This window comes from Pseudomonas mediterranea CFBP 5447 (assembly GCF_000774145.1).
GTDB lineage: Bacteria > Pseudomonadota > Gammaproteobacteria > Pseudomonadales > Pseudomonadaceae > Aquipseudomonas > Aquipseudomonas mediterranea.
Genome location: NZ_KN322983.1, coordinates 458079 through 483867, shown reverse-complemented (window position 1 = coordinate 483867; position 25789 = coordinate 458079). Strand labels below are relative to the sequence as shown.

At 62.6% G+C, this 25789-nt stretch carries 21 protein-coding genes; 14 read left to right on the top strand and 7 right to left on the bottom strand.

Going from position 1 to position 25789, the window contains the following annotated elements:
* Nucleotides 1–116: 116 nt before the first annotated feature.
* Entirely contained in the window at nt 117–1355 is a 1239-nt protein-coding gene (locus N005_RS07695) for a M20/M25/M40 family metallo-hydrolase (protein ID WP_047700641.1), read from the bottom strand.
* 199 nt (nt 1356–1554) lie between these two features.
* On the opposite strand from N005_RS07695, the gene N005_RS07690 reads away from it, so the two are divergent.
* From N005_RS07690 to N005_RS07680, 3 genes are all read left to right on the top strand, one after another.
* Nucleotides 1555–2484, top strand: coding sequence for an alpha/beta fold hydrolase (locus tag N005_RS07690; RefSeq protein ID WP_047700640.1), 930 nt, complete (start codon nt 1555–1557; stop codon nt 2482–2484).
* A 131-nt stretch (nt 2485–2615) separates the two neighbouring features.
* The gene (gene hglS, locus N005_RS07685; RefSeq protein ID WP_047700639.1) at nt 2616–3992 is read left to right on the top strand and encodes a 2-oxoadipate dioxygenase/decarboxylase HglS; all 1377 of its coding nucleotides are present in this window, start codon (nt 2616–2618) and stop codon (nt 3990–3992) included.
* Nucleotides 3993–4439: 447 nt separating this feature from the next.
* Entirely contained in the window at nt 4440–4958 is a 519-nt protein-coding gene (locus N005_RS07680) for an Hcp family type VI secretion system effector (protein WP_047700638.1), read from the top strand.
* A gap of 377 nt (nt 4959–5335) precedes the next feature.
* On the opposite strand, the gene N005_RS07675 is transcribed toward N005_RS07680, so the two are convergent.
* The 5 genes from N005_RS07675 to N005_RS07655 all read right to left on the bottom strand — a co-directional run bounded on the left by N005_RS07675 (nt 5336) and on the right by N005_RS07655 (nt 10103).
* The gene (locus N005_RS07675; protein WP_047700637.1) at nt 5336–5548 is read right to left on the bottom strand and encodes a hypothetical protein; all 213 of its coding nucleotides are present in this window, start codon (nt 5546–5548) and stop codon (nt 5336–5338) included.
* 30 nt (nt 5549–5578) lie between these two features.
* Complete coding sequence (locus N005_RS07670) at nt 5579–5821, bottom strand: hypothetical protein (RefSeq protein WP_047700636.1); 243 nt, start codon at nt 5819–5821, stop codon at nt 5579–5581.
* A 75-nt stretch (nt 5822–5896) separates the two neighbouring features.
* Complete coding sequence (locus N005_RS07665) at nt 5897–6967, bottom strand: lipocalin-like domain-containing protein (RefSeq protein ID WP_047700635.1); 1071 nt, start codon at nt 6965–6967, stop codon at nt 5897–5899.
* Entirely contained in the window at nt 6964–9438 is a 2475-nt protein-coding gene (locus N005_RS07660; RefSeq protein WP_047700634.1) for an ABC transporter permease, read from the bottom strand. Before N005_RS07660 ends, N005_RS07665 begins: the two co-directional genes overlap by 4 nt.
* On the bottom strand, nt 9435–10103 hold the full coding sequence (locus N005_RS07655; protein ID WP_047700633.1) for an ABC transporter ATP-binding protein: 669 nt from the start codon (nt 10101–10103) through the stop codon (nt 9435–9437). Before N005_RS07655 ends, N005_RS07660 begins: the two co-directional genes overlap by 4 nt.
* 198 nt (nt 10104–10301) lie before the next feature.
* Here N005_RS07655 and N005_RS07650 point away from each other — a divergent pair, with 198 nt between their 5' ends.
* Nucleotides 10302–12269 carry an acyltransferase family protein gene (locus N005_RS07650; protein ID WP_231983267.1) on the top strand — a complete coding sequence of 656 codons (1968 nt, stop codon included), beginning with the start codon at nt 10302–10304 and terminating at the stop codon, nt 12267–12269.
* Between the two features lie 411 nt (nt 12270–12680).
* On the opposite strand, the gene N005_RS07645 is transcribed toward N005_RS07650, so the two are convergent.
* Complete coding sequence (locus tag N005_RS07645; RefSeq protein ID WP_047701023.1) at nt 12681–14378, bottom strand: sulfatase-like hydrolase/transferase; 1698 nt, start codon at nt 14376–14378, stop codon at nt 12681–12683.
* Between the two features lie 377 nt (nt 14379–14755).
* On the opposite strand from N005_RS07645, the gene N005_RS07640 reads away from it, so the two are divergent.
* Genes N005_RS07640 through N005_RS07595 form a run of 10 tightly spaced genes read left to right on the top strand, consistent with a single transcriptional unit; the run spans nt 14756 to nt 25778 of the window.
* A complete protein-coding gene (locus tag N005_RS07640; protein WP_047700631.1) occupies nt 14756–16120 on the top strand; it encodes a UDP-glucose dehydrogenase family protein in 1365 nt (454 codons plus the stop codon).
* Nucleotides 16117–17187, top strand: coding sequence for an NAD-dependent epimerase (locus N005_RS07635; RefSeq protein WP_047700630.1), 1071 nt, complete (start codon nt 16117–16119; stop codon nt 17185–17187). Before N005_RS07640 ends, N005_RS07635 begins: the two co-directional genes overlap by 4 nt.
* Complete coding sequence (locus N005_RS07630; RefSeq protein WP_047700629.1) at nt 17184–17927, top strand: sugar transferase; 744 nt, start codon at nt 17184–17186, stop codon at nt 17925–17927. The genes N005_RS07635 and N005_RS07630 overlap by 4 nt, the downstream gene beginning before the upstream one ends.
* Nucleotides 17928–18572 carry a CpsD/CapB family tyrosine-protein kinase gene (locus tag N005_RS07625; protein ID WP_047700628.1) on the top strand — a complete coding sequence of 215 codons (645 nt, stop codon included), beginning with the start codon at nt 17928–17930 and terminating at the stop codon, nt 18570–18572.
* Between the two features lie 20 nt (nt 18573–18592).
* A complete protein-coding gene (locus N005_RS07620; protein ID WP_047700627.1) occupies nt 18593–19618 on the top strand; it encodes a polysaccharide biosynthesis/export family protein in 1026 nt (341 codons plus the stop codon).
* Nucleotides 19619–19633: 15 nt separating this feature from the next.
* Nucleotides 19634–21226 carry a GumC family protein gene (locus tag N005_RS07615; protein ID WP_047700626.1) on the top strand — a complete coding sequence of 531 codons (1593 nt, stop codon included), beginning with the start codon at nt 19634–19636 and terminating at the stop codon, nt 21224–21226.
* Nucleotides 21223–22326, top strand: coding sequence for a glycosyltransferase family 4 protein (locus tag N005_RS07610; RefSeq protein WP_047700625.1), 1104 nt, complete (start codon nt 21223–21225; stop codon nt 22324–22326). Before N005_RS07615 ends, N005_RS07610 begins: the two co-directional genes overlap by 4 nt.
* The gene (locus N005_RS07605; protein WP_047700624.1) at nt 22323–23693 is read left to right on the top strand and encodes an O-antigen ligase family protein; all 1371 of its coding nucleotides are present in this window, start codon (nt 22323–22325) and stop codon (nt 23691–23693) included. The genes N005_RS07610 and N005_RS07605 overlap by 4 nt, the downstream gene beginning before the upstream one ends.
* Nucleotides 23690–24649 (top strand): glycosyltransferase, encoded by a 960-nt coding sequence (locus N005_RS07600; RefSeq protein WP_047700623.1) that lies wholly within the window; start codon nt 23690–23692, stop codon nt 24647–24649. Before N005_RS07605 ends, N005_RS07600 begins: the two co-directional genes overlap by 4 nt.
* On the top strand, nt 24642–25778 hold the full coding sequence (locus N005_RS07595) for a glycosyltransferase family 2 protein (protein ID WP_047700622.1): 1137 nt from the start codon (nt 24642–24644) through the stop codon (nt 25776–25778). The genes N005_RS07600 and N005_RS07595 overlap by 8 nt, the downstream gene beginning before the upstream one ends.
* The last annotated feature ends 11 nt before the right edge of the window (nt 25779–25789 follow it).

Below are 25789 nucleotides of genomic sequence, written 5' to 3'. Positions count from 1 at the left end.
AATCGCGTGAGCTTCATCGCGGGCAAGCCTTGCTCCCACAGGATTCCTCGCCACAGGGGGTATGTCCTAACCCACAGGATCGCTCCTTCACAGGATTTTGCACTGGGCCCTGATGGCTACCGTCCCGCCAACTCCATGATCATCCGCGACAGCAGATAAACCCGGGGCACGACGCTTTCCACATCCGCGTATTCCTCGGGCGTATGGATGTTGCCGCCGACGATCCCGAAACCGTCCAGCGTTGGCGTACCGACCCCGGCCGACAGGCTGGCGTCCGCCGCGCCACCGCTGCCCTCTTCGGTAAGCTTGCGCCCCAGCTCGCCATAGATGCCCTGGGCCATGGCCATCAGGCGATCCGATTCCGCCGTCTGCGGCATTGGCGGCAGGCCGCGTTTCAGGCTGGTGGTGACTTCGGTATCGGCGATCAGTTTGTCCTGGGACACGCGCGCCAGGTCTTTTTCGATACGGTCGAATTCTTCCGGCACTGCGGCCCGCACGTCGGCCTTGGCGGTGGCCTTGTCGGGAATCACGTTGGTGCGGTCGCCCGCGTTGAGCACCGTGAAGTTGATGGTGGTTTTCTTGTCCGCGTCGCCGAGCTTGCCAAGTTGGAGGATCTGGTGCGCCGCTTCCATCGCCGCATTGCGCCCCAGTTCCGGCGCTACACCGGCGTGGGATGCCCTGCCCTTGACCTCCACCAGCGCCGTGGCACTGCCCTTGCGCCACACCACCAGGCCGTCGGCCGGGCGACCCGGTTCCAGGTTGAGGGTCACGTCATGGGCCTTGGCGGTTTTCTTGATCAGGTCGGTGGCGACGTCCGAACCGGTTTCTTCGCTGGCGTCGAGCAGGAAGGTGATCTGTGCATAGTTCTTGAAGTCCAGGTTTTTGAGCACCTTCAACGCATAGATGCCGGCGACGATGCCGCCCTTGTCGTCCATCACGCCAGGCCCATAGGCGCGGCCGTCCTTAATGTGGAACGGACGCTCGGCAGCCGAGCCTTCCTTGAACACCGTGTCCATGTGGGCCATCAGCAGGATCTTCGCTTTCCCAGTGCCCTTGAGGGTCGCCAGGATGTGCTGACTGCCATCGGAGTTCGGCACCTTTTCAATGCTGGCGCCGAGCTTCTTCAACTCATCGATGGCAATGTCGCCGACCTGGGTCAGCCCCGGCACATACCCGGAGCCGGAGTCGATGTTCACCAGTTTTTCGAGCAGCTTCAGGGCCTCGCCCTTGTACTGTTCGGCGTCGGCGAGGACCTGTTGATTGGGTTGTGCAAAAGCGGCGGGAGCCAAGGCACCGAGGGCCAGGCTCAAGCCAAGACTCACGGCCAGACGGGAGCGCAGAGCGGTAATCATCATGATTCATCCTTGTTCCGTAAAGAAAGACTGCAGGGGCACCCTACCCGAGCCCATGGGCAGCCGCCAACCACGTGCGGGGGATTTAATTCCTGTAGTCCTCTGCAGATTTTGGCTATACATGACAGGGGGTGGCGGCAAACAAGTACCGTCTGCCCCAGGCTGGCTAAACACATTTCGTTGTCGTTCATGGAGAGAAGGCATGCTGTTGTTGTGGGTGATCATCGCTGTATTCGTTGTCTGGAGCTGGCTGACCTATCCGAGCATCGGCCAGGTGCTGTTCGACCTGAGCATGGCGGTGGAAACCCGTCTTTCCCGGTTGCACAAGATCACCGTGCCCATCAGCGAAATGACGGTGTCGACCCTGCAAGGCGGACCTTACGAAGCCTCCGGCAGCATCCTGATGCTGCATGGCTACAGTGCCGACAAGAACCTCTGGCTGCGGTTCGCCCGGCCCTTCGTCCGTGACTACCGGGTGCTGATCCCCGACCTGCCCGGCCATGGTGAAACCGGCTTCAAGGCCGGCGGCGGCTATGACATTCCGACCCAGGCCCGGCGGATAATCGAGTTGCTCGACGCCTGCGGCCTGGACAAGGTCCATGTGATCGGCAACTCCATGGGCGGTTACCTGGCCGCCTGGCTGGCAGCCACTTCGCCGGAGCGGGTGCTGACCCTGGCGCTGCTCAATCCGGCCGGCGTGACCTCGCCCCAACCCAGCGATATGGACCGCCAGGTGGCTGCCGGACGAAACCCATCGCTGATGCGCTCGCGCAGTGATTTCCCGCCGTTCTATGCGATGACCATGGACTCGCCGCCCTGGGTGCCCAAGGTGGTGTTGGCGGCGGTGGCCGATAAATACGTCAGGTGCCGGGAAGAACTGGCGGAGATCTACACGGACTTCAACGCCAGCCCGCCGATGGAGCCGCGCCTGTCCGATATCCGCGCCCCGTCGCTGCTGCTCTGGGGGCGCCAGGACCGGATGATCGACGTCAGCTGCGTGCCGGTGTGGAGCAAGGGCATCGCCGATCTGCGGGTGGAAATCTGGGACGGGATGGGTCACTTGCCGCCGATTGAAAAACCGGAACGGACGGCGGCGTTGTATCGAGGGTTCCTCAAGGGGTTGGGACAGTGAACGAGCGGTGGGATCAGTCCCTGGCAGAATGAAGTCCTGAAGATTCTTCGTTTGCGAGGGCCGGAGAAGACTGCGATCTTTCGTTCCACTTTCATTCCCAATTCCCACAGTCCGAACCAGGAATTCTCACCATGAGCTTCGTCAGTCCCGACCTGATCCGCCAACGCTTCTCCAGGGCGATGTCCGACATGTACCGCGACGAAGTGCCCCTGTACGGCACGCTGATGAAGCTGGTGGAACAGACCAATGCCCAAGTGCTGGGCAACGATCCGCAACTGGCCGAACACTTGGACAGCACTGGCGAGCGCGAGCGCCTGGACCTCGAACGCCACGGCGCGATCCGCGTCGGCACCGCCGCGGAGCTGGCGACCCTGAGCCGGCTGTTCGCGGTCATGGGCATGCAGCCGGTGGGCTATTACGACCTCACGCCCGCCGGGGTACCGGTGCACTCCACGGCCTTTCGCGCGGTGCACGAAAGCGCCTTGCAGGTCAGCCCGTTCCGAGTGTTTACCTCCTTGCTGCGCCTGGAACTGATCGATAATGCCGAGCTTCGGGCGTTTGCCGAATCGGTGTTGGCTAAACGGCAGATCTTTACGTCGAAGGCGCTTGAGCTCATCGATCTCGCTGAACGCCAGGGCGGCCTGACGCAAGCCCAGGCCGACGACTTTGTCCTACAGGCCCTGGAAACGTTTCGCTGGCACCACAGCGCCACCGTCACCGCCGAACAGTACCGTCAACTCAGCGCCCAGCACCGCCTGATCGCCGACGTGGTGGCCTTCAAGGGCCCGCACATCAATCACCTGACACCGCGCACCCTGGACATCGACATTGTCCAAGCGCAGATGCCCGTGCATGGCATCACCCCCAAGGCAGTGATCGAAGGCCCGCCCCGCCGCCAGTGTCCAATCCTGCTGCGCCAGACCAGTTTCAAAGCGCTGGACGAGCCTGTCGCGTTCATCGACCAGCCCCACGCCCAAGGCAGTCACAGCGCTCGCTTCGGTGAAATCGAACAACGGGGCGCCGCCCTCACGCCCAAGGGCCGCGCGCTCTACGATCAGTTGCTCAACGCGGCGCGGGATGCCTTGGGGGAATTTCCCAACGAGGCCAATGCCGCACGCTACAACACCCTGATGGCCGAACACTTTGCCCCGTTCCCGGATAGCCACGATGAGTTGCGCCGGCAGGCATTGGCGTACTTCCGCTATTTCGTGACACAAAAAGGCCTGGCCGCCAAAGGCACACTCGCGCCATCGACGTCGCTGGAGCAACTGGTTGAACAGCAATACCTGCGCGCCGAACCGCTGGTGTATGAAGATTTCCTGCCGGTCAGCGCCGCCGGTATCTTCCAGTCGAACCTCGGCGATGACGCCCAGAGCCGTTACGCCGGACAGTCCAATCGCCAGGCCTTTGAACAAGCGTTGGGACGAACGACGATCGATGAGCTGGGGCTGTATGCCGAGACGCAGCAGCGTTCCATTGATGAGTCCAGGATGGCGTTGGGTTTGTAGGCGCGCGGGTTCCTTTGAATGCCGTTCTGAAGAGGCTGATTGTGGCGAGGGAGCTTGCTCCCGCTTGAGTGCGGAGCACTCACAAAGAGGGTCTGCTGCGCAGCCCAGCAGGAGCAAGCTCCCTCGCCACAGTAAGCATCTCTGCTACAAGATCAGGTTTGGCAAAAAATGCCCCCGCCGCTTTCGCCATGAGCCCATCATTCGCGTCGTTCTGCCAATTCCCACGGGCTCGCAACCGTTGCGCAAGAAATTGCGTGGCGCTGCGCAGCCTGTTGCGCAGATCGCGTCCAAATGGTCGAAGAAATACTCGAAGGCAGCTCACAAAACTTAATAACTATTTGAAATAACAGAACTTTTATAGAAATGGCATAGCTCTTGATAACTCCTCCGGCACCTCGGGACGATTCCCTCCCAGGTCCTTTAGTTATCCAGCAAGGAGAGCATCCATTGGCTACCCCCGCGTACATGTCCATCGAAGGCACCAAACAAGGTCTGATCACGGCCGGTGCGTTTACCGCCGATTCGGTGGGCAACACCTATCAGGAAGGTCATGAAGACCAGGTCATGGTGCAGGGCTTCCAGCATCAGGTCATCATTCCCCGCGATCCGCAGTCCGGCCAGCCAACCGGCCAGCGTGTGCATAAGCCCCTGGTCATCACCAAGGTCTTCGACAAGGCTTCGCCGCTGCTGCTCGCGGCCCTGACCTGCGGCGAACGCCTGACCAAGGTTGAAATCCAGTGGTACCGGACTTCTGCCGCCGGCACCCAGGAGCATTACTACACCACCACATTGGAAGACGCGGTCATCGTCGATATCAAGGACTACATGCTCAACTGCCAGGACCCGGCGAACTCGCACTTCACCCATCTGGAAGATGTGCATTTCACCTATCGCAAGATTACCTGGACTCATGAAGTGAGCGGAACGTCGGGCTCCGATGATTGGCGCTCGCCGGTTGCCGGTTAATACCGGGACAGCCGTTAGACATCGGCCGGCGCCGCTGGTCGATGTAGATGAATAAAGGGGAAAAGTTTCAGACGGTGTTCGCCCAGTGCGACGGCCTCGGCATTCCATGCACTGGTAAAGAGCCAGACACTGGGCGAACGGGCTCAATATAGTGGAACTTTCGAGCCATGTCCGCCTCACCGCTATAAATAATTATTCACCTCCGATTTATTTAACTTTGGCCGAGGACTTTCACTGCATTCGTTCAATTAATCGTTTGATTGAGTAGCAAACTTGGATCCGATAATAGTTGGACAGCCTGTTACACAAACGCAACACCTCAGTACAGCAATTCAACTCAACAAAAACATGTAACACGTCACAAAACCTGACAATAGTTATACATCGCTCTTTCCATTGGAGGGATATGACGGAGTTACGTCATGGCGTCCGGTTTTCTGTGCATCGGTCTCTCCCGCTGCGGGGTTACCCTCCTGCTGCTTGCGCTTGGCCGGATCGTTCGGGCGCAGGGCATCGTTGTCGCGCTCCACTTCGCCGGGCAGCGCCGGTTCGTCGGGGTTTTGTGTGGCGTGTTCGGGGTTGTCCTTCATGGCTACTCCTGGCGTGTTCAGGCTTGCGGATCAGGCATCGGGGTCGGCGACTTCTTCGGCGACGTTGGCATCCGGGGAACGCTGGTGGAGCTGTTCGGCCCGGGCCTTGAGCTCCTGCCACTGCGCCAGGTCGATAGCCCCTTGGCCGAACAGGTCGTTGGCCAGCTGCATCAACTCGGTGAAATGAGCATCGGGCGACTGCTGCCAGTAGGCCTTGTCGTCGAACAGTCGCTGCCAATCGGCCAACGACGGGGGTTTGAGGTCATCGCTCATGACGGGCTCCTATCAGGCCTTGTCCGGGCATTCATAACGTATGAGGGAGCCGCTCTCCGGGAGTTCCGACGAGTCTCAATAACCGGTCATTTCCAGATAGCCGCTGCCGCCATGACTGCCGCTCACCTGTACCGGGCCTTCCCAATAGGGAATGCGCAGGGCCATCCAGGCGTTGGGGTTCAGGGCGCGGGTGCTGATCTCGACTTGCTTGCCGGGGAGCTTGATGGCCCAGCGCACCGGCATCGAGCGTCCGGCGACCTGGGCCATTTCCACAGGCACCAGCTCGATGTCTGCGGCATGCAGGGGCTGCGCCTGGCCCCGGGCATCGATCCAGGTGCCGGTGAGATACGGCGCCCCGTCCTTGTGCCGCATGCGGTAGAGCATCACGTGCTCGCCACTGTCCAGGTGCAGGGAGAACCAGTCCCATCCGGTCTGGTTGGCGGTCAGCGGCTGGCTGCTCCATTCGCGATCGAGCCAGGCCGGGCCACTGACCGTATAGCGCTGACCGTCGATTTCCAGCTGACCATTGGCCTGGAAGAACGGCTGGCTGTAGTAGTACGACGCTTGCCCCTGTTCGGACTTCTGGCTGAAGCCCTTGTCGCCCTGCAACACCAGCGGACGGGTCGACGTGAGTCGCAGCTCATAGCGAAAGTATGGGGCGCGGGCCTTCAGTTGCATGTCGGCCAAGGGGTCGGTACCGCTCGCTTGGGTCGTGAATTGCCAATCGTCGATCCAGGCCTCGAAAGGCACCGCCCGCACCCCGGCCTGCCCCACCCCGCCCCGTGCGTAGCGCTCGGCGGCATGATGGACCGTCGCAGACGTGACCGCGGCGTGACCGAGCCAGATCGTCTGGTTGCGCCAGCCATCCGCTTGGGGCCCTGCGCTCAAGGCGCTGCGAAACAGTGTCCATTGCACGCCAAATTCACGCCCCTCGTCATCCTTGAGATTGGCGGTGACATACCACCATTCAATGCGATAGCCCTGGTGAGCACCGTGATCCGCCGGAAAGTCGAACACCCGCCCTGGCACCACCGGGGTGAAGGCGACGGCCTCGCCCCCCAGGCCGGCAAAGCCTTTTTGGGTTTCAGGCGGGCGGTCACAACCGCTGAGCAGTGCCAACAGCAGCAGGCCGATCCTGACGTTCATGAACGGTCCTCCTGGGAAAAGCGCCTGAGCAGATCCGCAGGCTGGGTACGGTACAAGGCGTACAGCGGCCAGGCGGACGCCAGCAACGTGGCGAACATTGCCAACGCGAGCAGTTGCGCCAGTTGCACCGGGAACACCCGCAACGGCAAACGCCAACCGAACGCCTGCACGTTGATCACCGTATCCAGGCACCAGGCCAGGGCGATGCCCAGCGGCACGGCGAGCACCAGGGTCAGCAGCGACAGCAGCCAGGTCTGGCCGAGGTTGAGCAGCATCAGTTGCCGGCGCGTCACGCCCAGCGCCCACAGCGGCGCCAACTGACCGAGACGACTCTGGCTCTGGGTCAGCAAGCTGATGAACAACGCCACGCCAGCCACGGCCAGCGTCAGGCCGTTCAGCGCGGCAGTGGCGGCAAAGGTACGTTCGAACACCTGGGTCGACCAGCCCTTGAGCCGGGCTTGATCGACGATCCGGCTGTCATCCAGGTCGAATCGGCTTTGCAACGCCGCCAGCAGTGTCGGCATGGCGGACGGCTCGATCCGCAGGTTGAAGCGATACGGCGTCAGTTCCGGCCAGTGGGCAAGCAGATGGTCGGCGTTGACCAGCACATGGCCCTTGGGATTGCCGTAGTCGGCGTAAATACCGACGATACGCGGCGTCCACGGCCCCTGCGGGGTCGGCAGGGTCAGTTGATCGCCAACCCGGACCTTGAGGCGCCGGGCCAACTGTTCGCTGAGCATCAGCGTGTCGGCGGCGGCCAATTGCTCCCAGGGTCCGTCGGCGGATTCCAGCAGTGGCCAATGCTGGCGATAGAGCGGGTGGTCGATGACGCCGAAAACGTCCGTCGGCCAGCCTTGCAACGGCACCGAGACCTGCCAGTTGGGCAGTATGGCGGTCACGGTCGGTTGCTGTTTGAGCCAGAGGTGCAGCTCGCCGGCCTGGGCCGGGGTCTGCGGGCTGACATACAGCTCTGCGGTCAGGCGTTGTTCGAGCCAGTGGGTGAAGGTCTGGCGAAAACCTGCGGTCATGCTGCCGGCGCCGATGTTCGCCGCCAACGCCAGCAGCAAGGCCATCAACGCCAGGCTCAAGCTCGGCAGTTGCTGCCGGCAGTCGGCGAGAAACCATTGGCCGAGCACTGAACGACTGCGTCGCAGCAACAGGTTCAACGCATGATTGAGCAACACCGGCAAGGCCAGGGCCGCGCCCAACAGCAAGGCTGTCATCAAGACAAAACCACTGGCCAGGCTTTCGCCCCGGATCAACGCAAACACGGCAACCAGCCCGGCCAATGTCGCCACCCAACCCTGACGACGCAGCCAACGTGCATGGGCCTGATGCCAGGCCTGGGGATTGGCCAGCGCCAGCAACGGCAAGCGTGCCGCCCGCAGCAAACTGTCGGCGCCGGCCAGCAGCGCGCCGAGCAGGCTCAAGCCAACCCCGCTCAGCCACCACCACGGGCTGAGACTCAACTGCCCGGGCACCTCGGCCCCGTATAACCCTCGCAGGCTCGCCGCGACATCCGGCAACAGCAGGCTCGCCAGCCAGTAGCCGCTCAGCACCCCGGCAACGCCGCCCAACACAGCCAGTGCCCCCAGCTCGACGGCCAGGCTGGTGACCAGCATCCGCGCACTGACGCCGCACGCTCGCAGGGTTCGCAGCAAACTGCGGCGTTGCTCCAGGGCCAGGCCGATCGCCGCGTGAACGATGAACAACCCCACCACAAACGACAGGAAGCCCAGGGCGTCGAGGTTCAGGTGAAAGCTTTCGGTCAGGCGCGACAGGTTGTTTTCTTCATCGGCGCGCTTGAACTGCAACCGACCGTTGAACGCCTCCGGCAACGCCGCGGTGAACGTGGCGGGCAGCAACAATCGCGACAATCGCTCCGGCTGCCCGAGCACTTGCTGGGCAAACCCGATGTCCATCAACAGCATGCCCGGCGCCATGTCCGCCTGGGTGTGCAGCGGCGGCAAGACATGCCCATCGACGGTCAAGGGCCGGTCGCCCTTGCCCAGCCCCAAGGCTTGCAGGGTTTGCGGGGCAATCCAGGTGCGGCCAGATTCGCTGAAAAACGCCACCACCTCGCTCATCTCCCGCGCCTGCCCCGCCAGCGCCGCACCGGCGGGCAGCGACACCGGTTCGACGCCCGTCAGTTGCAGGCGCTGGTCTTCATGCCCCTTGAGCGTCACCCGGGCCTGCAACACCGGCGACACCGGCCAACCCTGGCGACGCAGATCGACAAACCATTGTTGGGGGAAGGTGCCGCCACCGGGCGCACTGAGGCTGGCCTGGGGTTCGCCGCCAATGAGCCGGCTGGCCCGGGCGTAGCTGTCCCGGGCCTGACTGTTCAAGGCTTGCACGCCGGTCAGCAGGCTGGTGGCGAGCCAGAGCCCGGTCAACACACTGAAAAACTGCACCGGGTGCAGGCGCCAATGGCTGAGCAAGGCCTTGAGGGTCTGGCGAAAGATCATCAATCCTGACCCACCTGCGCCAGCCGCCCGCCGTGCAACACCACGCGCTCAGCCAGACGGGCCGCCACCCGCGGACTGTGGGTGACCATCAGCAGGCTGGTAGAGCTGCCGTCCAACAGCTCCAGCAACAGGTGCAGCACTTCATCGCTGGTGGCTTCGTCGAGACTGCCGGTGGGCTCGTCGGCCAGTAGCAGAGGCGGACGCGAGGCCAGCGCCCGGCCCAGGGCGACCCGTTGCTGTTGGCCGCCGGAAAGCTGTTCGGGATAACGTCGCAGCAGCTCCCCAAGACCGAGTCGCTGTATCAGGTGGGTCTGCCAGGCAGGGTCATGGCGACCACACAATCGCGCCTGGAACGCCAGGTTATCCGCCACCGACAAGCTGCTGATGAGGTTGAACTGCTGGAACACCAGGCCGATTTCCGTTCGCCGCCAACTCGCCAACTGGCTTTCGCTCATGCCGTCGAGCCGGTACTCGCCACTGCGGATGCTGCCGCGATCAACTTTGTCCAGCCCGGCGACCAGGTGCAGCAAGGTACTCTTGCCACTGCCGGACTCCCCCATCAGCGCCAGGCTGCTGCCCGGCGCCAACGTCAGGTCGACGCCTTGCAGCACCGGCAACGGGCCCTGAGGGGTGACGTAGCTTTTGAACACATCGCGGACTTCAAGCATGGAAACACTCAGACGAGACGGTGTGAGGCTCAGAATAACGGAGTTGAGCGCAGACCCTATCGCTGAATCTGCGCAAGGGCAGTGTGACCGTTTGTCAGTGTGCAGTGACATTGGATCCAGCAATCTTGCGCGGCGTTAATTTTCAGCTATTAATCAATCAGTCACTCACGCTGCTTCCAGGCTGTCGGCGAAACCGTCATGAATATGACAACCCTTGATGACCTCTTTTCAAGGACGCTCACCGACATGCCTCACAGCAACTATCGCTACGATATCGACGGGCTTCGCGCCGTTGCAGTCATCGCCGTGCTCGTCCATCACCTCAACACCACCCTGCTCCCAGGCGGGTTCGTGGGTGTCGACATTTTCTTCGTCATCTCAGGCTTTCTGATCACTTCTCAGGTGTTTACCGAGATCAAGGACAACCGTTTTTCGGTGAAGCGTTTTTATCAGCGGCGCATCAACCGCATTGTTCCCGCATTGGCAGTGGTATTGCTGGCGAGCGTGATCGCTGGCGCTTTCATCCTTTCTCCGGCCGACCTGACCCGGCTCAACGTCAGTGCACTGTTCTCGCTGCTGGGGGTTTCGAATGTCTACATCTGGGTGAAGTACGGAAATTACTTCGCGGCGGACGCCAGCGAAGCCCCGTTGCTGCACACTTGGTCACTGGGTATCGAAGAACAATTCTATGTGGTCTGGCCGCTGTTCATCCTGGCGATTTATCGGCTGGCGCCCCGGTATATGCTGGCCGTGCTGGGGGTGGGCATTGTCGCGGCGACTGCTTTTTCGGAGTACGCCACGAACGTACTCGTCACCGCCTCCTACTATCTGTTGCCCACGCGCTTTTTCGAGTTGATGGTGGGTGGAGTACTGGGCATTTATCTGTATCGGCCAAGGCCGCTCGGCAGGCGGGCAGCCTTGGGGTTCGCGTTGGCAGGGGCCGGATTGATCGGCTTTTCCTTGTTTAACCTGAGCCCCGACGCCCCCTTCCCCGGCCTCAATGCCTTGATGCCTTGCCTGGGCGCTGCGCTGCTGATCCTGGCCGGCAGTACTGGCTTTCAATCCCGCCTGTTGAACAACCGCCCCATGGTTTTCATCGGCCTGATTTCCTACTCGCTTTATCTATGGCATTGGCCATTGATTGCTTATCTTAATTACCTGGGCATTGCCATCACCCTTCCCGTGGGGATATCGCTGCTGGCTGTTTCGATCACCCTGTCCTGGTGCTCCTGGCGCTATATCGAACGCCCCTTTCGACGTACCGGAGCACCATTACCGTTTGCGCACGTATTCACTCGACGATTCCTGGCACCAGCCCTTGGGCTCGCCGTGTTGGCGGCGCTGAGCCTGTGGTTGCACGGCTTCCCCCAGCGTTTTGCGCCTGAAGTGGCGGCGCTCGAGGCTATGACCCTGGTCGAACCGAACAAACTTCGCAGCGACTGCCACATGCCCAATGCACACTACGACACCGGACCCAACCCCCGTTGTCGACTTGGAGCACATAAGGAACAGATAGACGGGATCATGGTGGGTGACTCGTTCGCCAATCACTTCACCGGCATGATCGATATCCTGGCCGAACCCAACGGCATCGAGCTGATGGATTACACCCTGGATAGCTGCCCGCCAATCTTCGGCGACACCGCTCAGGTATCGACGGTGTATGCCGCCCATTGCAGGGAACGCAACAGACACGTGCTCAGCCTGATCGAGCAGCATCACTACCCTTACGTCGTGCTGGCCGGAGCCTGGCCGCAAGACGCGGCCGCCGTCGACAGGGTCGAAGCCAGCATCAGGCAAGTGGTGGCCAACGCGGACCAGGTGATCGTGATTCTCAGTAACCAGAACATCGACAAGGCCGCAACCTGTCCCGTGCGCCGCTTGATGTTCGGCATCGACCGCCGATGCTCGGCCCAACTGGATATAACGGCACCTTACTGGGCAGGGATACGGGTCAGGTTGCCCCAGGTACGTTTTATCGACCCCAATCAAGTGATCTGCCCGGCAGGGCTGTGCAGCCCGATCATCGACGGGCAAATGCTCTACCGCGATGACGCACATTTGAACGATGGAGGTTCGCGCTTCATTGGTCGCCAGTTGCTCGACCAGGGCTTCTCGCTCCTCCACGACCCCGCTCGTCCCGGAACGATCGCCACGAGAAGGTAGGCTTTCACAAGGGATTGGCGATGAGCATGGATAGTGTGTCCAACCCCGACCTGGGTGGGAGCGGGCTTGCTCGCGAAGACGGCAGCACAGTCAACATCGATGCAATCTGCCCCACCGCTTTCGCGAGCAAGCCCGCTCCCACAGGGGATTGGCGGTGAGCAGGGGTGGTGTGTGCCCCCCCGGACCAGGGTGGGAGCGAGCCTGTTCGCGATGGTGTTCGCGATGGCGGTAGCACATTCGCGGTAGCACATTCGACATCGATGCAAGCTGACCCACCGCTATCGCGAGCAGGGGGTTGGCGGTGGGCATGTGTGGAGTGTTTATCCCGGACCAGGGTGGGAGCGAGCCTGCTCGCGATGGCGGCAGCATGGTCAACATCAACGCAAGCTGAACCACTACCTATCGGGCAGTTCAGTGCCCCACCGCCATCTCGACCTGGGCCGGTTGCGGGGTCACGATGCTGTTCAGGTCAATGTGTTTCCAGGCCGGTTTGGCGCCCAGGCGTGCATTGAAGCGGTAGTTGAAGGTGAAGTCGTCTTCGGTCGGTTGGTCCAGGGATTTCCCATACAGGGTTTCGATTCCAGCACGCTCATAACCCATCAGCCGCAACAGCGTCGGGAAGATGTTGTAGTGGCTGGAGCGGTCCTTGTTGCGGGCCCAGGTCTCGCGCCAATCGAGGGTCTGCAAGTGGCTCCCCTGGATCACCACCAACGGCACTAACCCCTCCTCTTCCACCGGATCTCCGCCGCAATGGGTGTTGAGCCCCGAGTTACCGCGTTCATGCAGGTCCTGGCCATGGTCTGAGGTGTAGATCAGCACGGCATCGGCCAAAGCCGCCTGGTTGAAGAGCCGTCGGAAAAACTCGCCGACATTCCACAGCAGCGTGTTCTGGTAGGCGTTGCGGTAGAGCACCCAGTCATCCTTCTGACCATTGAAACCGTCACGCCGGCCGGTGTCGGCCACGTCCTGATACTGCCCCCGCGGCAAGGCGGGGCGGTAACTCATGAAATCGTCGGGGTATTTGTCGTGCACCGGGAAATGCGCGCCGACCTTGTTGATGACCACCAGCTCCGGCTGGTCATCGCCGAGCAACTCGATCAACTTGTCCGCCGCCGCCATGTCGCGGTCACGCACGCTGGTCTGGTCGAATTGGACAAACACATCGATGTCTTTTTTCTCCAGATCGGTCATCAGGTTCTGCAGGTTGCCCCCCGTGCGCTGGGCATCGATGTAGACGGTGCGCAAGCCCGCGCCCTTGGCGTATTGCCAGATCGAAGGCTGGGTGCTGTTGATGCGCATGTAGTCGGCGCGGGTGCCGCCATAGCGCAGGGTGACGTTGGTGTCGGCGCTGCAATTGGCGATGGACGCCGCGTAGCCGAAATTGAAAATCTCCACCCCGGACGGCGGTGTCTTGAGCCCGGTGTGCACACCCGACGGGGTGTTGATATCCAGGTAGTTGCCAGAGATGCTTTCATCGATGATCAGCACGATGTCATGCCCGATCGGCGGCGTTTGCCGCACAAGCCGTACCGGTTCCCGGGGGCCGACCGTGTTGTGCAAGGCCTCATAGACGAACAGGTTCATATAGGCCAACGGTGTGTACATCACCGGTAAACCGCGGGCGCCCTCACCTGCCCGTACGAAGAGCACGCCGCTGAGCAACAACACCCCCAGCAGCGGCGCGGCGATGGGGAGATAACCGGGCAACGCCAGCCGCCGACGAGGCTTGAGGCCGACGCCCAACAGCAACAACAGCCCGGCAAGCATCGCGTGGACGATCACCTCGCGGTACTGCCAGGCCGCCTCCTGGATAAAACCACCGGAGTACACCAGCGACACGAACTGGCTGTAGGTCAGGTAGCTGTCGGTCACCCGGCTGTACACCTCGAAGAACACCGCCGACGCAAACATCGCCAACGCGAACAGATGCCGTACAAGAGCCTGGCGGATATACGCGGTCATCCACAACGCCGCCACCAACGCCACGAACATCGCGCCGAACAATACCGTCGCCAAGCCAAAACCCAGCGCCGCCAGACGGTCAAGGTAATAGTCATATCCCCTGATCAGGTACAGCGCCAGCAGCAGTTCCTTGAGGTATCGGGCCATGTTTTTCTCGACGCAATCTTGATGTTGCAAAGGACTCTGTTCCTGGACACTAGCAGCGGCTTTCCAAAGCGCAAGAACGGCAATGACCAAATGCGCGTCAAAAAAAAGTTAGCCCGAAAATGACACTAAACACACTCAAAAAAAAGAAAAATCTATGAACAAATACCGTTCATCGATTTTTTTGACGCGCCTTTCACCCTTTAAAACCGGCACTTTTCCAAGAGCGTCAATAACTTGATATCAAAAAGCCGGACTCTTTCTAGTTTTGCCAACAGTGACAACTGTCATTTTGCTGACACGCTTTTCTGAGGCTGCGCTATACCCCCCTAAACAGTTTCATCCGAGTTACATAAAAACGATCTTCGAGGCACGCCAGAATGGACGTGAGCGTATTTGGGACCGGGTATGTGGGGCTGATCCAGGCGGCAGCATTGGCCGACGTCGGGCACCGGGTGTTGTGCATCGACATCGACCCGAACAAGATCCGGCAACTGCAGCAAGCGGTCCCTCCGATCAGCGAACCGGGGCTCTCTGGTTTACTCGAAGACAACATCAAGGCCGGGCGCCTATCGTTCAGCTCCCAGGCCAGCGATGCGGTCAATCATGGCGAACTCATTTTCATCGCCGTCGGCACCCCCGCCGATGAAGACGGCTCGGCAGACCTGAGCCATGTACTGGCGGTGACCCGGCAGATCGCCGACTTCATGGACAGCGATCGCACCCTGATCATCAAGTCCACCGTCCCCGTGGGTACGGCCGACAAGGTCACCGAGTGCGCCCGCCAGGTGCTGGCCCGGCGCGGCCTGAAACGGTTGAACGTGCGGGTGGTGTCCAACCCCGAATTTCTCAAGGAAGGCAGCGCCCTGGCCGATTGCATGCGCCCGGACCGGATCATCGTCGGCACCGCAGACGCTCTGGCCCGCGACCAGATGAGCGAGCTCTACGCGCCCTTCTGCCGCAACCACGAAAAGCTGATGTTCATGGATAACCGCAGCGCCGAGCTGACCAAGTACGCCGCCAACGCCATGCTCGCCACCCGCATCAGTTTCATGAACGAACTGGCCAACCTCACCGAGCGACTGGGGGCCGACATCGAAGCGGTGCGCAAGGGTATCGGCTCGGACCCACGCATCGGTTACCACTTCATTTATCCCGGCTGCGGCTTCGGCGGCTCGTGCTTTCCCAAGGACCTGCGGGCCCTGTTGCACACTGCCGAACAGAGCGGCATGCCGCTGCACCTGTTGCGCAGCGTCACCGACGTCAATGATCGCCAGCGGCACATCCTGTTCGAGAAACTCGCCAAGCAGTTTCCCGATGGCCTGGCCGGTAAATCGATTGCCGTCTGGGGCCTGGCCTTCAAGCCCAATACCGATGACATGCGCGAAGCGCCCAGCCGCTACCTGATGGAAGCACTATGGCGCGAAGGTGCCCGGGTCCAGGCCTACGACCCGGAAGCCATGTCTGAATGCCGGCGGCTCTACGGCTACCGCAAGGACCTGAACCTCTGCGCCACCCGTGACGATACCCTGGAAGACGCCGACGCCCTGGTGATCTGCACCGAGTGGAAGAACTTCCGCGTGGTGGATTTCGACCTGCTGGCCAGCAAACTGCGCGCCCGGGTCATCATTGACGGCCGCAACCTGTACAACCCGGAACACCTCGCTGCCGCCGGGCTGTTGTATCGCGGCATCGGGCTGCGGCACAGCGTGCCGGACGGCTCGGCACCAGGGCCGCAAGCGTGAACATCCTGGTAACCGGCGCGGCCGGCTTCATCGGCGCCCACTGCGTGCGGCGGCTGCTGTGCGACGGCCATCGGGTGTGCGGGCTGGACAATTTCAACGACTACTACGACCCGCGCCTCAAGCATGACCGCATCGCCTGGGTGAAGGGACAGGCCGGGGATTTCCCCCTGGCACGGCTGGACCTGACCGACGCGGGCGCCATCGATGAGCTGTTCCAATCGTACCGCCCGGAGGTAGTGATCCATCTCGCCGCACAGGCGGGGGTGCGCTACTCCCTGGAGAACCCACGGGCCTACGTCGACAGCAACCTTTCCGGGTTCCTGAACATCCTCGAAAGCTGCCGCCGTCATCCGGTCAGGCACCTGATCTACGCCTCCTCAAGCTCGGTGTATGGCGCCAACCCGCGCACGCCTTATTCCGAACAGGACAACGTCGATCATCCACTGTCGCTGTACGCCGCCAGCAAAAAAGCCAACGAGCTGATGGCCCACAGCTACAGCCACCTGTTCGGCCTCCCTTGCACCGGCCTGCGCTTTTTTACCGTGTATGGCCCCTGGGGGCGGCCGGACATGTCGCCGATCCAGTTCGCCCATGCCATCGCCGAAGGCCGGGTGCTGCAGTTGTTCAACCATGGCGAGCACCAGCGTGATTTCACCTACATCGACGACATCGTCGAAAGCATCGCCCGGCTGATCGAACGTCCGCCTCGCGTCACTGCCGCACGGGATGTGGATCCCTTGGACCCATCCACCAGCCGCGCGCCCTGGCGCATCTACAACATCGGCGGACAGCACCCGGTGGCCCTGCGGACCTACGTCGCGCTGCTGGAAAAACACCTGGGCCTGACCGCCCGTATCGAGCTGCTGCCCCTGCAACCGGGGGATGTGCTCAACACCTGCGCCGACGCCAGCGACCTGGCGCGGGCCACCGGTTTCCGGCCACGCATCGAACTGGACGAAGGCCTGGGCCGCTTCGTCGATTGGTTCCGCGATTACTACGCGCTGCCTGCTGCCCGCCCGCCGCTCGCGGCTGAACTTGCAGATGAAACTCAGAGGAGGAGTCTATGACCCGTCATGAGCAGTCCCTTCCGCTCGATACCCCCGGCGACAAGCGTGTCGACCCCGAACACCGCAGGCGTCTGGATGCAGCTATCCACCGGCAAGGTCGTGGTTGGCTGACCGGCCGCAATGGCGGTCGGCCGTGGACCGTCTCACGGACCAACCGGGTGGTCGCCTGCCTCGGTGCCCTGGCCCTCCTGGTTTTGCTCTGCCCGCTGCTGCTGGGCCTGGCCGTGCTGGTCAAGCTCTCCAGCCCCGGCCCGGTGCTGTTCGTGCAGAAGCGCACCGGCTATCGCGGCCGCGTCTTCGGCATGTACAAGTTCCGCACCATGGTCGCCAATGCCGAGGCCCTCAAGGAGTCGCTGCGCCACCTCAACAAGCACGGTGCCGACGCCATCGACTTCAAGATCGACAACGACCCGCGTATCACCCCCATCGGCCGGCTCCTGCGACGCAGCAGCCTCGACGAACTGCCGAACCTGATCAATGTGGTGACCGGCGACATGCGCCTGGTGGGCCCGCGCCCGACCTCGTTCAACGCCTATCGCTACAAGGACAACCATCTTGTGCGCCTGAGCATCTACCCCGGCCTGACCGGCCTGTGGCAGATCTCCGGGCGGAGCAATATCGACTTCGACCAGCGCGTGGAACTGGACCTCAGCTACATCGCCGAGCAGAGCCTGTTGTTGGATTTGAAGATCCTGATGATCACCCCCTTCAAAGTTTTCAGCGGCCACGGAGCGAGTTAAATGGACGGTTCAACGAATATCCTGAGCATCGCAAGCCCGAGCGAGACCAACCTGACCTCGACCGTGCTCGACCCTTCCCTGCGGATCCTGCTTCTGACGTCCGCCAACACCGGCACCGGCACCAGCACCAGTGCCATGGCACTGGCCGCTCAACTGGCGCAGATGAGCAGCGGCCGCGTATTGCTGGTGGACGCCAGCCAGTCACCGCGCAACCTCAGCCAGCAACTGGGGCTGCAAAAGGAGCGCGGCTTCAGCGACCTGCTGTTCAACCACCTCACCCCGCCCCTGTTGCAGGACTGCGTGGTGCAGATCTCCAGCCTGCCCTTCGACGTGCTGCCCATCGGCCGGCTGGGGCGCAATGCCGAACGCTTCAATCCCGAACAGTTGCGCCATCTGTTCAGGCACCTGGCGGCGCAGTACCGCTTCGTGGTGATCGACGCCGACGCTGTGTATGCGGCCTCCGACACGCTGGTCATGAGCGCCCAGGTTGACGGTGTGGTGCTCGTGGTACGCGGCGAGGACACCCGCTGGGAAGTGGCCCAGGCCGCGCGCCAGCGCCTGGCCCAGGCCGGCGCGAAAGTGGTCGGCAGCGTGTTCAACCGGCGCAAGTACTACATGCCCAAGTGGCTCTACAACAACCTGTAAGCGTGCAGAAGGATGACGAGATGAACGCCAAGATACTTGTCCTGCTGTTGCTGCCGCTTGCCGGCTGCTCCAGCACCAGCGATACCCGTTCGATGCCGGTGCAGATCATCACGGCCGCGCCGGCCAATGCCCAGGCCACCGACATGCCCAAGGTCGAACAGACCCTGCGGCCCCAGGATGTGCTCGATGTGATCTTTCACATCGGCATCACCAGTCCCCAGGCTTATCGCGTGCAGCCGGGCGACCAGGTGGCCCTGAACTTCACGGCCGCCAGCCAGCTCAACGGCTCGCAACTGGTGATGCCCGACGGCAGTATCGAACTGCCGGGGGCCAATACGTCGGTGAAAGTCGCCGGCATGACCACCGACGAGGCGCGCCTGGCGGTGCAACGGGCCTACGACCAGAAAATGCTGTTCCAGCCCAATCGCAACCAGTTGACGGTGCTGGTGACCAGCCCGCTGTCCAACGAGACGAACCTGCGCAACACCTTGATCCACCCCGCCACCGGCATGAGCCGGGAAATCATCGTGGGCCGGGATGGCTACGCCAGCTTCCCGGAAATCGGCTCGGTACCGTTGCAAGGGATGACCGTCACCCAGCTGGAGACCTTCCTCAACGAGCGCTACGCCCAGCTGCCCGGCCATATGACCGTGGACGTGCTGCTCAAGTCCACCGCCGGCAATGAAATTTATGTCCTCGGTGAAGTGGCCCAACCCGGTTCCTACCCGATCCGCCGGCCGATCTCCGTGCTCGAGGCATTGACCCTGGCCCGGGGCACGAACGTCAAGGCACGGCTCGACTCGGTGGTGATCATGCGTCGCAACGGCAATCAGGTCGAAGCCCGTCACTACGACGTGGAAAAAGCCCTGAGCGGCGACGCCTCGCAGATTGCCTACCTGCAGCCGGAAGACATGCTCTTCGTGCCCAAGACCAAGCTTGCCAGCGCCGGCGAACTCGCCAGGCAACTGGCCGACGTGGTGCTGTTCCAGGGCGTGGGGGTCAGCTTCGGCTACCGCCTCGACAACAAAAGCAGCAACAGCAACTGAGCCAGGTGATCGATCATGAGTCCCAAGGAAAACTACCTGCATGAGTTCTTCAGGATCTTCTTCGCCAACAAGCAGTGGGTGAAGCGCATCTTCCTGGTCTTCGCCGTGATTGCCCTGGCGCTGCCATTGATGCTCAAACAGAGCTTCGATATCACCGCCCAAGTGATCGTACAGTCGAAAAAACTCTCCCAGGGCGACGCTACCACGTCGTTGAACCAGGAAAACGCCACCTTCGTTCCACCGTCTCTGGCGGACATGGAAACCGAGAGCAATATCCTGCGTTCGCCGGCGCTGATCCGGCAGACCATCAGCACCCTGCGCGACCAGGGCGAGTACAACCCCAGCCCCGGCATCTTCAACAAATGGGTGAGCGAACCGTTCAAACGCTACGTCACCACGCCGTTGCGCGAGTACGTGATCAATCCATTGCGCGATGGCCTGGGGCTGGAGGTCGATCCGGTGCGCGACACCGTGCTCGATTCGCTGACTGACGAAGCCGTCGACAACCTCAAGATCGAGACCCTGCCCGGCTCCAATGTCATTTCCATCGTCTACAGCTTCGGCGATCCACAGCAAGGCACCCGGTTCGTGGCGCAACTGCTGCAGAACTACCTCAGCGGCCGCCAGGAGCTGCAATCGATCGAGTTGCCGCAGACCTTCTATGAACAGAAGAAAAGCCAATACCAGAATCGCCTCGACGGTCTGGAAAGCAATCGGCTGGCCTTGCTCGAAGGCGTCGGCTCGGCTGATCCCAGGGAGGAAATCACCTTCCGCCTGAACGCCATCAACACCGAAGAACAAGCCCTGAACCTGTTCCAGGATCGCCTGCTGCAAAGCCAACGCTGGCTCGACTACCTCAAGACCAGCCTGGCCTCGGCGAACAGCTCGAAGTTCAACGACTACACCTTCCCCTTCACCTTCACCACCACCGTGGACAATATCGCCTTCGAGGATCGGGAGATCAGGCAACTGGGCGAACAACTGACCAGCCAGGTCAGCCGCTACATGAATGACCTGGCGATCTTCCAGCCCGGCAGCGAACCGATGCTGCTGGCTCGGGAACAGATCGTGCGCACCCGCCAGCAATTCCTGAAGGTGGTGAACAACCGGATCCAGGAGCGCACCACCGACCTGGCGGTGGTCAGTTCGGTGATCAATCAGAAGGTCGAGCGCATCGCTGCGTTCAAGGGGCGCATCCACCAGTTGCAGGAAGCCCAGAGCAAGCTGCAACAGATGGACACCGAGATCAACGCTCTGCATGCGGCGTTCTCCACCTACGCCCAACGGTTCGCCGAAGCCAGCACCGCCCGCTCGCTGGACAACGACCTGTCCAATGCCCGCGTGCTCAGCCCGCCCTTCGAACCGACCGCCGCGGCCTTCCCCAAGCCGATGCTGATCATCCCGTTCGGCCTGTTCAGCGGCCTGTTGCTGGCAATTGCCCTGGTCTACGTGCGTGAGTTCTTCGACCATCGCTTCAAGCATCCAGCGCAGATCAGCCAACAACTGGATGTTCCGGTGCTGTTGGTCATCAACGAGCAGTCTCCCGACCAGATCAACCCGCACCGCAACTGGAGCCTGCCCAGCCTTGTCCATTGGGTGCGCAATTGAACGCGCCGTTCGGCCCGTCCCACCGCAGCAGCCCCTTGCCGATCATTCATTTGCTCGACAGCGGCGGCTTCTACGGGGCCGAGCGGATGCTGCTCGATCATTGCCTGGCGACCCCGGGACAGCACCAGGTGCTGTTCCTCGCCGCGCCGCCGACCTTGATCACGCGCTTTCGCCAGGCCGGGGTCGATTGTCATCACTGTGGGAGCTGGGGCGAGTTGTTGCAGCACCTGCGGCAACGGCGCAGTGAACAACCGCTGCTCAACACCCACAACTTCAAGGGGCTGCTGTTCGGCTGGGCCGCGGCCACGTTGCTGCGCCTGCCGCTGGTGATCACCCAGCACGGGTTCACGCCGCGCAGCCCGAAGCAGCGTTTCTACACCTGGTTGAGCCTGCAACTGTGCCGCACGGCGTCGGTCAAGCGCGTGGTCTGCGTCGCCGAGAGCATTGCCGTGCTGCACCGCCAGGCCAGCGTGCGGGCGGAGAAACTCGACGTGATCCCCAACGGTTTGCCGGCACCGACGACACCTGTGGCCCACCGCGACGACGGGCAGCGCTGGCGGGTCGGCTACGTCGGCCGCTTGAGCAGCGAGAAAGGCCCGGACCTGTTCCTCGACGCCATGATCCCTCTGTGCCAACGGCATCCATCGCTGCACGCGGTGATGCTCGGCGACGGCCCGGAACGCCAGGCCCTGCTCAAACGCGTCAACGATGCCGGGCTGCCCACGCGCATCGAACTGCCCGGGTACCAGACCGACATGAACGCCTGGTGGAGTCGCCTCGACGCGTTGGTGATCAGTTCGCGCACCGAAGGCACGCCGATGATTCTGCTCGAGGCCATGCAGGCCGGGGTCCCGGTGGTGGCGTTCGGCGTCGGCGGCATTCCCGATGTGGTACAGGACCGTCACAACGGTTTGCTCGCCGCGCCGGCCGACAGCGCCGAACTGGCCCGGCAGATCGAGACACTGTTCAGCGAACCGCCCCTGGCGCAGATCCTGGCCGATAACGCACGCCGCACCCAACAGGACCGCTACGACCTGCGCACGCTGGCCGAACGCTGGTCGCAGCTCTACATCCGTACGGCACGGGAGGCTCGTCCATGATTGTCCCACTCTCGATTGTCAGCCTGCTGGGGCTGGTTTGCCTGGCCTTGCTGGCCAGCCCGTATCCGTTTCTGGCACCGGGGGCGGTGCTCGGCCTGGTGGGTGTCGCCGCGCTCTATCGCAAACCCGCCTGGGGTCTGCTGGGCATCGCTGCGCTGGTCCCGTTCGAAGGCTTGTTCAAGGACAACCCGCTCTCCGGCAGCAAATTCTTCGGCCTGGCACTGGTGCTGATCCTGATGCTGCAACTGGCCCTGCACCAGATCCCGGGCACGCGCCTGCGCAGCAATATCTGGCGGCCGCTGATCGGCTTCATGATGCTGTATGGCCTGAGCCTGTACCTGTCGGACAGCCTGGAGCTGTCGATGACCCATTTGCGCGAACTGAGCGTGGGATTGACCCTGTTCGTCATCACCCTGTTGATCGGCCGCGAACTGAACCTCGACTGGTTCTGCCGCGTAATGACGCTGAGTGTCGTCACCACCCGCGTGATGGCGATGTTTTCCGCCAAATACCAGGATCAGGGCCGCGCCTCGGGCCTGCTGGAAGACCCGAACGCCTTCGCCCTGCTGATCGCCTTTACCATGCCCCTGGCGTTGCTGCTGGTGGTGCGCGGGCCGAATCTGCTGCACCGGTTGTTCTGGATGGGTTGTCTGGCGCTGCTGCTGGGTGGCATGACCAAGACTGAATCGCGTTCGGGGCTGGTGGTGCTCCTGCTCAGCCTGGCGATCGGGCTGTATCACTATCGCGCGCAACTGCCGCGTGTCCGTCCACGGCACCTGGGGTTCGCCATGCTCGGGCTGGCGCTGCTGGTGCCGCTGGCAGTCGCCGTCATGCCGGCCGGCTACATCGCACGCATCCAGTCGTTGAGCATCCTCAGCGCCGGCGTCAATGCCTACAGGGACGAATCCCTCGGCCGGCGTGCTTCGTACATCGTGGTGGGCAGCCAGATGATCCGCGAAAACCCGGTGCTCGGCACCGGCCCCGGCACCTTCCCGCTGCACTATGCGCCCACCGGCTACGCCAAGGCGTTCTCGGCCAACCGCAAGCTGGGGGACCTGTATCGCCGCGCCCACAACACCTACCTGGAGATCTTCAGTGAAATCGGCATTCCGGGCGGGCTGATGTTCGTCGGCATGCTGGGCCTGGGCCTGTACAACCTGCTGCAGGCCCGCCGGCTCTGGCTCGCGCGCCGGGACTGGGCGCAGGCGGACCTGCTGACGCACCTGGGCACGAGTTTCCTCTCGCTGATGCTGTTCCTGACGTTCCTCAGCGCGCCGAACCACAAGCTGCTGTGGATCATGCTCGCCTTGACCTCCGTGTTGCGCCAAGAGGCAGAACAGGCAAGGCCGCAGGAGGCGCACCCATGAACCGGGTCAGCATTGTGATCCCGATGTACAACGAGGCCCGGCACATCGGCCGTACCTTGCGGGCGGCCCAGGAAGCCGCCCGCCAGGCGCAGCTGGAGTGCGAGTTGATCGTGGTGGACAACGGTTCCGACGACCATGGCCCGCGCATCGCCAACGAGCTGGGCGCGCGGGTGCTGATCGTGCCCGACGTGCACATCGGTGCCCTGCGCAACCGCGGCGCGGCGGCGGCCCACGGCGACTGGCTGGCGTTCATCGACGCCGACATCGAGATGCCGGCCAACTGGCTCAAGCTGCTGCTGGAACTGGAGGGTCACCAGGGCGATGTACTGGGCCTGGACCTCGACACGCCCCGCCAGGCCCCTTGGTTCGCCGAAGCCTGGCAGCGTCGCAGCCAGCGTCCCGGCGCCCATCGTCTGCACCGGGTGCAGTGGCTGCCCAGCGCCAACCTGTTGATGCGTCGGTCGTGGTTCGAACGGGTCGGCGGCTTCGACGAAACCCTGCGCACCGGCGAGGACAAGGATTTCTCCCTGCGCCTGCGCCAGATCGACGCGCAACTGTTGCTGGTCAACGAATGCGTGGCCTTGCATTGGGGCTACGAAGGCAGTTGGCGCGAGTGGATGAGCAAGGAACTGTGGCGCCAGGGCAGTCATCTGCAATTGCTGCGCAGCCATGGTCCGAGCCTGCGCCTGCTGCGCTTTCCGGTGCTGTCCATCGCGGCCTGGGGGCTGGATCTGCTGGCGCTGGTCGCCTCGCTCCAGGGCCAGTTGCGCCTGGCGCTGATGCTGTTGCTGATCACCTCGCTGCCGCCGTTGTTCCTCAGCCTGCGCCAAAGCCGGCGCGACCCGCGCCTGACCTTGCAGCTGTGGGCCTTGCACGGGGTGCGCCTGCACCTGACCGGTGCCGCGTTGTTGCTCAACCTTTGTCATTGGAACGTCAGGAGACCTGCCCGTGGCTGAATTCATTTATTGGGGCTGCCTGTTACTGCCGGTGTATGCCTACCTCGGCTACCCGCTGATGCTGAGCCTGCTGACACCGCTGTTTCCGGTCCGGCGCTACGGCAAGGCGCTGCCGATGGACATCAGCATCGTCATCGCCGCCCACAACGAAGCACGGCACATCGAAGACAAATTGCGCACCTTGCTCGCCCAGGATTATCCGGCGCGCTCGCTGCAGATCATTCTCGCCAGCGACGGTTCCAGCGACGACACGGTGGCCTGCGCACACAAGGTGAACGACCCGCGCATCACCGTGCTCGACCTGCCCCGCCAGGGCAAGGCCGCGGCCCTCAATACCGGCGTGGCCCACAGCAGCGGCGAGATCCTGGTCTTTACCGACGCCGATAACCAATGGAGCCACGACACCCTCGGCCATTTGCTCGCGCCCCTGGGCGATCCGGAGGTCGGCGCCTGTGCCGGACACATGGAAATCCCCGTGCCGGGCAAGGGCCTGAGCCTGGGCGACAGCTTGTACCGGCACTACGAAGGCTGGCTGCGGCGGCTGGAAAGCCGCACCGGCTGCATGGTTTCGGCCGACGGTGCGTTGCTGGCTCTGCGCCGGGAGCTGTTCGAGCCGATTCCGGCCCAGGTCAACGATGACTTCTTCCTCAGCACCTGCGCACCGGCCGCCGGCAAATCCATCGTCTATGTGCCGAAGGCCCGAGTGATCGACCAGGGCGTGGACGAGGCCGACAAGCAGTTTCGCCGGCGCCAGCGGGTCACCGTCGGAGGCTTGCAGAGCCTGGCCCAGCGCCGGGCGCTGCTCAATCCGCTGCGGCATGGTCTGTACGCCATCGGGCTGATCAGCCACAAGCTGATCCGCCGCCTGGCGCCGGTGTTGCTGCTGCCGCTGCTGCTCAGCAACCTCTGGTTGTGGGGCGACCAGGGGTTCTATCGCCTGAGCCTGGCCGCCCAAGTGCTCGGCTACGCCATGGCGCTGCTGGGCCTGGTGGATATGCATCACCGCTTGCCCCGGCCCTTTCGCCTGGCGGCGTTCGTGCTGGTGACGCTGGTGGGCATGAGCATCGGCCTGTGGCAGTTCCTGCGGGGCCGGCGCTACAGCCAATGGAATCCCGAGCAGAACCGCTGAGGAGGTGACCG